The organism is Terribacillus sp. FSL K6-0262 (genome assembly GCF_037977385.1).
In the GTDB taxonomy this organism is placed as follows: domain Bacteria; phylum Bacillota; class Bacilli; order Bacillales; family Amphibacillaceae; genus Terribacillus.
In genome coordinates this window covers 2,419,576-2,431,515 of the sequence record NZ_CP150277.1, presented here as the reverse complement: position 1 = coordinate 2,431,515, position 11,940 = coordinate 2,419,576, and the positions used below count along the sequence as shown (strand labels likewise).

The following is an 11,940-nucleotide window of genomic DNA, read 5'->3' as shown; positions in this document are numbered from 1 at the left end:
TTGTTTCATTCAGGCCATTTGCGGTGAAGCACGCAGCTCCGTCAGATTTTCATCTGGAGTATCACGGCTCAATACTCTCTTGATATTTCCGCCTTCATCGAAGATCGTGATTTTCTTTCTGGTACCATCCTCGAAGAAATCGACCTCCTGCTGCAAGGATGAGCCATCGGGATAATAGACGAATCGCTTTATTTGTTTATTATCACGGAACTCCACAGCTCGATGCGGCCGGCCGTTTTTATAGAATATTTTCCTGAAATATGTCCCATCCGGGTTGTATTCCAGCTTTGTATACATACTTCCATCTAAATAAAAATCTGTTTTCTGCTCCAAATCCCCTTCTTCATTATATGTATAGGAGGATGCCATCCTTCCGGCCCGCTTGTATCCTTTGGCATGCAGCACTTCGAGGAGCTGCCCATTTGGTTTGAATACCCTGGCTGTATGAAGGAAGCTGTGCTGGAACTCATACCTTGCGACCAACGTGTTGTAGTTGTACAGCAAGACAGAGAAATCCTCTTTTCTGAACAAGAGTTTGACACGTTGCAGCTTGTTGATGATGATCGATACCTCATTGTTCTTTTCGATAAAGCGTTTGGCTTCTTCCAGCAATCGATAACCCGTTCCATTCCAAGCTGCTGCTGCTGAGAATTTCCCCGTTTCATCCGGCGTGTAGATATAATTGCGTCCTTCCTTGATGATCACTTTTGCCATTATCTTATTCCGGATATAAAACATATATCCTCTTTTAGCGGCATTGGGATAATACAGCTTGTACATTTTCATGCCGGAAGCATTGCAGAACAAAATATCCTTTGGCTTATGATCCGGCATCTCCGTAAGCATCAATCTTTCATCCGTTTCAAATCCTGATGTCATATCCAGGATGCTCTGCTGCAGTTTAAAAAGATGCTTATTGTCATTCGCAAGGCTGTTTTGCCTTTCTTCATCCATGGGCTCCCCATTCACGATGGCATCCAGGGCATGGAGAAAATCCCGATAATAATCATCGTTGTAATGATAATATCCTCGGCCGTACACATGATCATGAGTGGTATGGTAATCCATGTGCTTCAGTTCGATGATATGTATCTGCGGGTACTTCGCTTCGATATATCCATAGAGGGAGCTCAGGAATAAATTGGTCTCAACCGCTCTCCTGGCGCTGTATTTCCGATGTCCTTCATCCGGGAAGGTATAAGCGAGCGGCACGAACTGCTCGCCATCGGAAACCTTGAACTGTGCAAAGGCTTTATGAAGGATGACGCGGTCCAATGGATAATACTCCTGCAAATCCTGCAGGAAGGTGTCGATATATCCATACAAATCTTCTGCGTTACCCGGTTCATTCAGGAAATCCACCCCATGGCTCTCCAAAACCTCCTGTATTTCCGGACGGCGTTCGACATAGGAATCACCGATCCTAAGTGTCGGCATCCGCTCGTCGATCAAATCGAAAATGAAATAATCCGCTCCTCCCTTGATAAACTGTTTCGTGAAGCTATCCCCCACTTGCTTGAGCACAAAATCACTGACACTCTCCTTATTGGTCAGCTGCAGCTTTATCTCTTTGATGATGGCAGCCTCGTCTGCAAGGGCAGCGGGAGGAGAAGAGAGCACCTTCAAAGGCTTTTGAAAGATATATTTATTTACTCTGTATCTTTTCCCGTCCTGATAATTGAACGACTCCCTCGTGACGCAGGAACCCTTTATCTCGATATGCAGCATCAGCCTGTCCCCTTTCCGAATCAAGGATATTACGTATATACCTGTATGTTTCCTCGGTATTGTTTCCGTCTGTCTTCTCCACCATCATGCTGTACTTCGATTGGAAGGCAGCCTTCTGCTCCCGTTCATAATTGGTTTTGATCGCAGCGTTCAATTGATTGAACTCGTAAATGATATCGCCAAATGCATTTTCCTTCTGCAGGATGTTCCGGGCACCATATTCCTTCTCCGCCTTCACTTTATCCTCCCAATAGAAAATGACATTGCTTCCTCCGGCAAACGCATAAAAAGTAACGGAGGAATAATCAGAGACGAGCACTTTCGTTTTAAGCAGGATATCCTTGATATCCCCATCATATAATGTCGGCTTCATTTCCTCATATACTTCCGGGAATTGATCTCTCAGGATCACTTTCGCTTTCGGATGCAGCACGACATTGATTTTTTTCCCTTCGTAATAAGGATCATCCTGTATCATGCGAATGAATTGTATATATCTCCCCACATAGGATCCCTCTGTTTTGCCGCCCGTCAGATCCCATGGTCTCCAGGTCAGCAAGAACGTTATCTCTTCTTTTGCGACGGACCCCTTGGATTTGACGTACAAATCCAGATTCGGCAGTCCGGTAGGAATGATGTCTTCATCTGCATAATTTGCATATTTCAAAAAATTGAGACTTTCTTTCCGGGAACTGGTTACGATATAATCCGGCGCAATCGGCACGCGTTTATTGAAGTAGCCTCTTTCAAAAACATTTGTGGCTAAAGCCACACCATGCTGCAGGAATATTTTATTTTTTGTTTGCAGGATTTTTTTCTTGATCAGCCGGTCGTTATCATAAAGCCGCCGCTGAATATGCGTAGCTAGGTCTGAGGAAATCAGCGCATGCGCTTTGAAGATATTATAAAAGCTTCGCAGCGTATTTTTTTTGATGATATAGCTGGCTCCAAATTGTTTGATCAATGCAGGATATAAGTCCGATTTGGCATCGATGATGAACCTTACCTTCTCATCATGCTGCTGTCTGGCAAACTTGAAGATTTCATAGGCCGACTCGCTGGCCCCCTCACAAAACTTCTCAAAGAGGATGATGCGATTATTTTTCCTCGCAAATAACTTCACAATCGCATACGCGATCATTTCCTTGCCTACAATCGACTTGCGCAGCTTGTTAGAATAGACGAACACCAGCTGTCCTGTTACTGATTTTCTGATGAATACGGATAAGCTCTTACTTAACCGGTAATTGAAGGTGTTATATAGATAGTGTCTGCGGCTGTACTTGTCAAAGCCATTCTTCTTGAACGGATAATAATAATTCGCTGTTTCATTATGTATGCGCAAGAACACCGGCAAATTGATCGAACTTGTGTCTACATAAATCCTTTCCAGATCCTTGGCCGGGATGATGCAAAAGAATGTATGGATCAGCAGCATCCATTTCTTGGTGTTGAATGTATGCTTTTCCCGCATCTTTTTGGAAAACAGGTATTTAATTGGATATCTGTATTTCTTGTCATATCCAAGGACGACATCGTATTCCTGGATATTCGTATACCTGAACCGCAAGACCCCGATGAATAGGACCATACGGAAAAGCGGGATACTCCAGACGCGCTGGGAAGGCGCCAGCTCAGCTTTTTCGATAATCTGCTCCTCTGTGAGGCTTTTGTGTTTCCTTGTCACAATGAACGATAACCTGCTGCGCTTATCCAGATAAAAAATGACTTGTTTCCCTTTGTGATAGACAATATCTTTAATGATGATGCCACGAGACGCATCATTCCCTTCCGAAATGACCTGGCCATCTGCATCATACACATAGTACTTCTTATTGGAACTTCGCTTTCTCGTAATCAAATGGACGGAACCATTGAAGTCCAGGAACCCATCCTTAAAAACGAGAGCGCCATTCGATAATTCGCTGTAAACAGACAACATGCTGTCTCCTTCCCTCATTCATTTACAAATAATTAACAAAAACAAAACTATATTTACACTCGGTTAAAATTATAGGCATAACCTTTTCCAGGCGAAAGACGACGAAAGTACGGATATTTTTCAGTCAAAATAGATAAAATCAGCAACTTTCCTCCCGTATTTTTCCTTACTAGTTCCAATCAAGTCGTTTTTCGCCTCACCATCTAGGACGAGCGATGTACTTCCCCCGCCATCCAGCACATAGGCCAATCTTATGTATTTGATTTTATTTTTGATGATGTGATAAAAGTCTGAATAGGTAATGCCGCTATTTTGTTCGGTCCTGCCGTCGAATGTATAGATATATGTATTGTTGTAATAATCCTGCATGATGATCTGCCGCGGATTATCCGTTCTTATATTTGCAATCGAATAGGAACGGTAGTAGTTCTTCCACTCCCCCTCCACGATCAAAGGAAAGAAACCCTGCCAGGTATTCCTGATATCCTTCGATTTTATCTCCCGTCCGGCAAACCTTGACTGAAACGTATACAGCCGCCCCGATGCATCACTCCCAAGCAGCCAGGTATTGCCTAAGTCACTGCTTTCCTTTTGGAACTCCCCGTCTTTCATCTGCATACCGTAGGGCTCGCCCGTGTCCGGGTTGAAAATGCTGGCATTGATGGCTACACTCGGCTTTTGGCGTCCCGCAAAGGATACAACCTCTTCCGCTCCTTTTCCGAAGCCATCATTCGCATATGCTTTCTTAATCGGGGACACTTTGCCAAGCTCGTTCTGATAATAGATTTTTGTCACATAATAGCGTGAATCAAGGTAATCGTAGGAATGAAAAACCACCTTTGTTTTATCATAGGTGGCCGGGGCAAGGTTCATAGGAAGGACGATGAGGGATGCCAATAGGGAAATACCAATCAAACCAATTTTCAATGTCCGCTCCATGCTGCGTGCTCCTTCCCTTTATCTAGAAAAACAAAAGCAGTTTCTAGGTTAGCATGAAAAATTCAAGGGATAAATAGTGAGATACAGCTATTGGGCAACAGGGACCTGCAGCCAAAAACAGGCCAGAAAGCATGGGTGGGAACAAGACTTTGTGATTATTTTAAAACGATCCTCCAGCTGAAAGGAGGACAAAAGAAATGGCCTTCCCTATTTTCAGGGAAGGCCATGCCTATGTGTTCAAGAAATCATATCATGCACTTTATCGATTTCATCCTGTGCTATTTCATAGTAATAGATGCCATCGATCGTCGTACCAGATCCTTGCATCTGATAATTCTCTGAGTTCTGGCGTACATTGCGGTAGTTTTTGAACAGATCCGTCATGGTGGAGAAATCCATATTGGTCTGCACATTATCACCCAAGGCACTTAAAATATCATCGATTTTGCTCACCGAGTTGATGCTTGCCCCCTTATCGATGACGGCTTGGATGACTTGACGCTGACGGGCATTACGGCCGAAGTCCCCATCCGGATCCAAGTGGCGCATACGGACATAGCCCATCGCCTGCGGTCCATCGAGCTGGATCTCGCCTTGCGCATAATGATAGCCTTTTTTGTAATAGCCTTCATCGATCCAGTCCAGCTGGTTATTGACTGTGATGCCGCCAACGGCATCGACAAAGTCAGATAGGCCTTCCATGTTCATTTCCGCGAAGTAATCCATATCGGTACCAAGGAAATTCTCGACCGTATCAATCGTCATATCCACTCCGCCGAAGGCATAGGCGTGGTTGATTTTATCCGTCGTGCCATGGCCGACGATCTCTGTACGGGTGTCACGCGGAATGCTGATCAGCTTCATCGAATCATTGGCTGGATCAAGTGACATCACCATCAGCGCATCGGAACGGCCGGCATCATCTTCCCGCTCATCGACGCCAAGCAGCAGGATGTTCAATTTTTCCTTATCCTTCACTTTTGTTTCCGATTGTTTCTTATCAATCGCAACTGTGTCTTTTTGCATGGTATTCACTGTCGATTTCGCTTTATTGGCAGCATAGATTCCTGTCGCTGCCACAGCAATGATCAATACCGCAATTATACTCAAAGTAACTTTCAGCCAGGTTCTTTTCTTCTTTCGCCTTTCTTTCCTACCCAAAACCATTTCCCCCTTATTCTGCTGCCACTGGAAATTATATTATATCACGAAAGACCTCTTCTTTTTCCAAAATATTTGTAAAAGAAGAGGTCTTTCTTACTGATTCAAGAAGGTTTGTGCTCCCTGGGCATTCTGTTCCAACCCGCCGACATTGAACTCCAGCACGGCCCCTACACCATAGCGGGCATCATGGTACGTGTCATCCATCGGGATCCGCATCGTTTCGATATCCTCGGTCTTCCCACGCAGCACATCCGTGCCCATTGACAATAGCAAGCCATTACGGACATTCGTACTCACATAGCCATTGGCAATCCCGATCATTTTCGGCAGCTTGGCAACCGTCGTCACACTGGCCACTTCTTCTTTCAGCTTGCCAAGGACCTCCTGCTGACGCTGCACCCGGCCGTAATCCCCATTCGCATCATGGCGGAATCGACTGTAGGCCAGCAGCTCCTTGCCGTGGAGCTTCTGCGTGCCTTCCGTCAGCTGCACACCCAATGCCTTCTGATCCGTCGTCATCTCCGGCGTCACCGTGACTTCGATGCCATCAGGCGCCACTGCATCGACAAGCTTCTCAAAGCCCTTGAAATCGATCTCCGCATAGTAATTGATATCGATCCCGAAATTTTCCGTTATCGTCTTTCGCATCAGCTCCGGTCCGCCAATGGAATAAGCAGCATTGATTTTATTAAAGCCATAACCCGGAATATCCACATACGTGTCACGCATGATCGATATCAGCTTCGGCTGCTTCGTATCCGAACTATAATTGGCAATCATGATCGTATCCGCCCGCGCACTGCTTCCCCCGCGGGAATCACTCCCAAGCACGAGAACATTTACATTATCGACATTTTCATCCGAGCCATTGAATACCACATCATCACTCAAATTGTTATCCGCATTCGCAGCCCGCGAAGCAGAAATATATTCATACGCAGCATAGCTACCGATAGCCAGGAAAGCGATCAGGAATACCATCATAAATAACCTGAATTTTCGCACTTTCCTTTTCTTACGCCTTTGACGTTGTAAGGTCACATTGATCCGCCTTTCTAAAAAATACCTACTAAAGATAATAGCATGAAATGGCTATACGGAATATAGTTTTTATAATTTTTGCAAGGAATATCCAGTAGAAATAATCCTTACATTAGCTATTCCATTTAATTTAACTTTATGCTGAATACACTTTTAATTACTTTTCATTGATTAGATTATGTACCTGCCATCCGAAGATCAGAAAAGAAAAATATATGACGAAGATTAAAACAATGCAAATACTTATAATCATCTACATTCCAAGTAAACTAAGCCCCTATCGCCGCTTCTTTGATGACTACAAAAATCTGACTCGTAGTACAGCATAAGGTGATTAAAAGTATCGACGTGCTTGCTAGATAACTAAAGAAGTCTTGTTAAACAATTTCGTTCGATATCTGCCTGTAATAGTATAAGCCGTGTCATTTACTATTGTTATTAAAAAAGACGATCCAAAAGCTTACCAATATCTTATTATTTAAAAAAAGCGACACAGAAGCTGCTGTATCGCTATCTTTATGTAAATATCTTCTTAATTCCTCTTCGACCAATTCTATCAAGCTCTTCCTTGCAATTAATCCTTCTACCGTATTCAAACTGTTATTTATCATCGAGGAAAGCATTTGATTACCAAACAACCTGGCTACTTCTTGTTGGGTTTTAACAATTCAAAAACTTTTCCAGACTAATGGCTATTCGAGGAATATAATGCACCACATCGGGTACAATCATTTCCTGCGTGAATTTCCGCACAAAAATTTTGCCTGACAAGATTCTAATCTATATAGCCAACACAATACGGTGTACAATAGTCATGCCATCATTTAACAGTAATAGAGAGTTTATCTATTATCTCATTCCAATCATAAGCAATTCTTGTCACATCGTCTTCTGTTATATTATTGCCAACCTGTACTTCAATTATCTCCATATTAGTTATAGCCTTTAAAGCATGTTTCTTACCTAAAGGAATCTTTATAGTATCTCCTGCTCTAACATGCTCAATGCTATTTTCCAATATCAGTAGCCCTTCACCTTTAATTAGTGTCCAAACTTCTGTCCTTTGATAGTGAATTTGGTAGCTTATATTTTTACCTGATTCTACCCATAAGCGTCTAGTAAGTACTTGATTCCCTTCTTCATATTTATTATGTTCTAAAACTTTATACCATCCCCAACGTCGTTCTTCAAACATTGGTCTATCTGAGAACATTTCAGCATATTTTTTTATATCTGGACTTCTATCCTTGTCTGTAACAAGTATTCCATCTGGACTAGCTGCCACAATCGCATTTTCAAGTCCCATCAATACAATTGGTATCTGAAGTTCATTAATAATATTTGAATTCTTCAATTCATCACTTATTACTCCCTTACCAACTATGTTACTACTCATTTCCTCTGTGAGAGTATTCCACGTACCTAAATCCTTCCAATATCCATTGTAAGGTGCTACAACAATGTTTTTAGCTCTCTCAACAATTTCATAATCAAAACTGATTTTAGGTAACATATCATAATTATTAACCAGTACCTTGTAATCAGTCGGTATATTAAGTTCTTTAAGATAATCCAGAATGAACGACAACCTAAAAGAAAAGACTCCACAATTCCATAATGCTTCTTCTGAGATTAGTTCTTTTGCTAATGCAAGATCTGGTTTTTCCTTAAAGGATTTTACTGGTACATACATATTATTTTGATAACCACTGGTCTCAGGTACTATGTAACCGTACTTCTGAGAAGGAAAAATTGGTTTAACGCCGACTAACGCTAAGTCCGCTCTACTCTCGGTTAGTATATCTTCTAAAGAGCGAATTTTCTCAAAAAACAAATCATCTACGTATGGATCTACAGGTAAGACAGTTACTGATTCGTCAATTGCAATTTTTTTTTCAGAATATAAATAACTTGCTGCTAAAGCAATGGCTGGAAAAGTGTCTCTTCTATATGGCTCAGTAACTAAAGTAATCTCTGAACCAAGTTGATTATACATTATCTCTTCTTGGGATTTACTAGTAGCTATTATTGCATTTCGTGATAGGCCACTTTTATGTAATTGCTTCCATACTCTCTGTAACATAGATTCTGACTGGTCATCTTCATTGTTTTTTAGTAGTTTGAGAAATTGCTTTGATCTTGCATCATTAGATAATGGCCATAATCTTTTTCCCGAACCACCAGATAATAATACTAAATTCATTTGTCTCTTCCCTTCTTCATATAAAATTCACGATACCAGTCTGCAAATTTACTTAAACCTTCCTTTAAATCTGTTCTTGGATTAAAACCTGTTAACTCGTTCAAATCATCTATATCAGCAAATGTACTTTTGACATCTCCTAATTGCATAGGTAGGAATTCTTTTTTAGCTTCTATTCCTAATACTGATTCAAGTTCTTCTATAAAATCCATTAATTTTGTTGGCTTATTATTACCAATATTAAATATTCTATATGGTGCATAGCTTGTATTTGGCTTAAGATTACTTTCCAAATTATACTTTGTCTCTTCAGGTGCCTTATCTATTAAACCGACAATTCCTTCTACTATATCATCAATATAGGTAAAATCTCTCATCATTTCCCCATTATTGTAAATTTGGATTGTCTCATTATTTATAATTTTTTTAGTAAAAGAGTAATAAGCCATATCAGGCCGTCCATAAGGGCCATAAACAGTAAAGAACCTCAATCCAGTTGTCGGTAACTTGTACAAGTGGCTATATGTATGAGCCATAAGTTCATTGGATTTCTTAGTAGCGGCATATAAACTAACAGGATGATCTACATTATCCTCCGTAGAAAATGGTATTTTTACATTAGCACCATAAACTGAACTTGATGATGCGTATATTAAGTGTTTAATACTATTTTCTTTACATGCTTCTAATATACTCAAAAAGCCCATTATATTTGATTCAATATATACCGATGGATTCTTTAGACTATAGCGTACACCTGCTTGCGCAGCCAAGTTAATTACAACTTCTATATTCTCTTGACTAACACAATTCATAACATCTTTACTGTTTTTTAAATCAATATTGTAGAATGAATAATTGTTGTAATTCATTAATTCACTATTTCTTGCTTCTTTTAAAGTTACTTCATAATAATCATTTAAATTGTCAATCCCAACAACATTATAACCTGATTCAAGTAATCTCTTTGACACATGCATTCCAATGAAACCAGCTGATCCAGTCACAAGTATTTTCATTTAAATTCCCCTTTTAATATAGTTTTAAGTCTCAATAATGTGATAAAACAAATTATCAAATAGACAACTCCTACAGCACTTATAAAAATAATTGATATGAGGTTATTTAATAAGTATTCCAAGGTAGATAAAGTAATTAAAATTAACAAGTTAGATATAAAGAAATTACTACCTAGGTTTCGCCAGACAATAGATGACCCAATTAGTTTCATTAAATAAAACAAGACATAAGCTACTCCATTAATTAAAGCTGCCCCTAGAGCACCAAGTTCATTTATGAAAAATATACCAAGTCCCATCAAAATTAGTAATGTTATGAATGAAAAGATTGTATTCAGATACGTCTTATTTTTGATATTTATTCCTATACCTACAATCTCTGAATTTAAACTCATAAAAGGAACAAATAATAAGATTGGCAATAAAGAGATTGCTTCAATGTATGAAGAAGAGAGTAGAATTATAAAGTAATCTCGAAACATCAAGACAAATATAAAACATAAACTTGTACTAATAATTATTATTTTTGCACTAAGTTCAAATATTTTATGTGGCTTTTTTTCTCCTTCCCACCTATAAACAATTGGTAACCAAAAACTCATCACTGCACTTTGTAGAACATTGATAATGTTAGTCACTCTGGTTGCAGCAGAGTAAATACCTACCTCATTGTAAGTCGAAAAAAATCTCAGTAAAACAACAGTTATAGAATTAAGTCCCCATACCATTAAAGTGGAAGGATACATAGGAATTGAAAACTTTAGAAATTTTAATATTTCGTTTTTATTAATGTCTTTCATTTTTATTCGTTTCCAATGACTAAATGTAAACACTAACGACAAAGTAGCAGAAAGAAATTGACTAATTAGGTATATTATTGCTACTAAGATGTAATTTAAGTTGATAAACAAAGAAAATATAATTATTAGTGTAAGAATAATTAACTTTGAAAAAATAATTAAACTAGCAAACAGGGATCCTTTTTCTTCCATTCTTATTATTAATTGAGAGAATCGTTCTAGAATACCGAAAGGAATAGATACTAGTAAACAAACAACTAACAAATAATCATTTGTTCCGAATAACAATTGCGATATATTATCTAACTGGAATATTGTACTTCCAATTAAAATTATTGTTACAATTACGGGGATAACTAGAGTATTCACCAATAAAGAGCTACCGCTAGATTCATTGTAAAATCGCACAAATGAGTGATCCATTGCCAAGTAAATAAACATATAAATAAATGTTTGAGTTATTAGAAATAAATTTAACTTCCCAAAATCTTCAACTGAAAGTAAGTGCGTAGTAACAGGGATAGTAATTAAACCTATCAACGCAGAAATAATTGGACCACTTATAAAACTCAGAATGTTTGCTGCACTACCTTTTTTCATTCAATAATTCCTCTACAAAATAATCATTCTTACTCTTATAGTATGAGTTATCATCCAAATTCTTTAAGACTAGACTATTAGCTGCTACTATGCAATAATTGCCTAGTTTTACATCTCCCAATATTAAAGACTGCGGATATATAGTAACGTCATTCAATATAGTTGGGTATCTTCCATTTCTCTGACCTAATGTTACCCCTTGGTATATCTCAAAACGATCCCCAATCATTGCTCTATCACCTATTACAATACCAGTTGGATGGTGTATTCTTAAATTTTCGCCAATAACTGTATTGATACCGATTTCAACACCGTATTTTATATAGTTTCTATTTTTAAGCATTACTGCCAACTTAATACATTGTTTATCCCTAAAAAAACACTGTATTCTATAATTAACACAGATTCTATAGCTTATATTTACTGAATATAGTTTAATTATATTTAGTAAATTAATTTTTTTATTTGAATACGCTTGAAAATCTTTACTAAATATACCCATAT

General features: G+C 38.9%; 9 protein-coding genes. All 9 read right to left on the bottom strand.

Features of this window, described 5'->3' with window-relative positions; translation table 11 throughout:
* Positions 1–9: 9 nt before the first annotated feature.
* Complete coding sequence (locus MHI54_RS12450; protein WP_340081642.1) at positions 10–1,728, bottom strand: DUF6270 domain-containing protein; 1,719 nt, start codon at positions 1,726–1,728, stop codon at positions 10–12.
* Positions 1,646–3,670: a CDP-glycerol glycerophosphotransferase family protein gene (locus MHI54_RS12445; protein ID WP_340081640.1), complete on the bottom strand. Its 2,025-nt coding sequence runs from the start codon at positions 3,668–3,670 to the stop codon at positions 1,646–1,648. Before MHI54_RS12445 ends, MHI54_RS12450 begins: the two co-directional genes overlap by 83 nt.
* A gap of 120 nt (positions 3,671–3,790) precedes the next feature.
* Entirely contained in the window at positions 3,791–4,609 is an 819-nt protein-coding gene (locus MHI54_RS12440) for a phosphodiester glycosidase family protein (RefSeq protein WP_340081638.1), read from the bottom strand.
* Positions 4,610–4,846: 237 nt separating this feature from the next.
* Positions 4,847–5,776 (bottom strand): LCP family protein, encoded by a 930-nt coding sequence (locus MHI54_RS12435; protein ID WP_340081636.1) that lies wholly within the window; start codon positions 5,774–5,776, stop codon positions 4,847–4,849.
* 90 nt (positions 5,777–5,866) lie between these two features.
* The gene (locus MHI54_RS12430; RefSeq protein WP_340081634.1) at positions 5,867–6,814 is read right to left on the bottom strand and encodes an LCP family protein; all 948 of its coding nucleotides are present in this window, start codon (positions 6,812–6,814) and stop codon (positions 5,867–5,869) included.
* Between the two features lie 820 nt (positions 6,815–7,634).
* The gene (locus tag MHI54_RS12425; protein ID WP_340081632.1) at positions 7,635–9,017 is read right to left on the bottom strand and encodes a sugar phosphate nucleotidyltransferase; all 1,383 of its coding nucleotides are present in this window, start codon (positions 9,015–9,017) and stop codon (positions 7,635–7,637) included.
* Positions 9,014–10,036, bottom strand: coding sequence for an NAD-dependent epimerase (locus tag MHI54_RS12420; RefSeq protein WP_340081630.1), 1,023 nt, complete (start codon positions 10,034–10,036; stop codon positions 9,014–9,016). The genes MHI54_RS12425 and MHI54_RS12420 overlap by 4 nt, the downstream gene beginning before the upstream one ends.
* Entirely contained in the window at positions 10,033–11,436 is a 1,404-nt protein-coding gene (locus tag MHI54_RS12415) for an oligosaccharide flippase family protein (protein ID WP_340081628.1), read from the bottom strand. Before MHI54_RS12415 ends, MHI54_RS12420 begins: the two co-directional genes overlap by 4 nt.
* The gene (locus tag MHI54_RS12410) at positions 11,423–11,938 is read right to left on the bottom strand and encodes a serine acetyltransferase (protein ID WP_340081626.1); all 516 of its coding nucleotides are present in this window, start codon (positions 11,936–11,938) and stop codon (positions 11,423–11,425) included. Before MHI54_RS12410 ends, MHI54_RS12415 begins: the two co-directional genes overlap by 14 nt.
* Between the last annotated feature and the right edge of the window lie 2 nt (positions 11,939–11,940).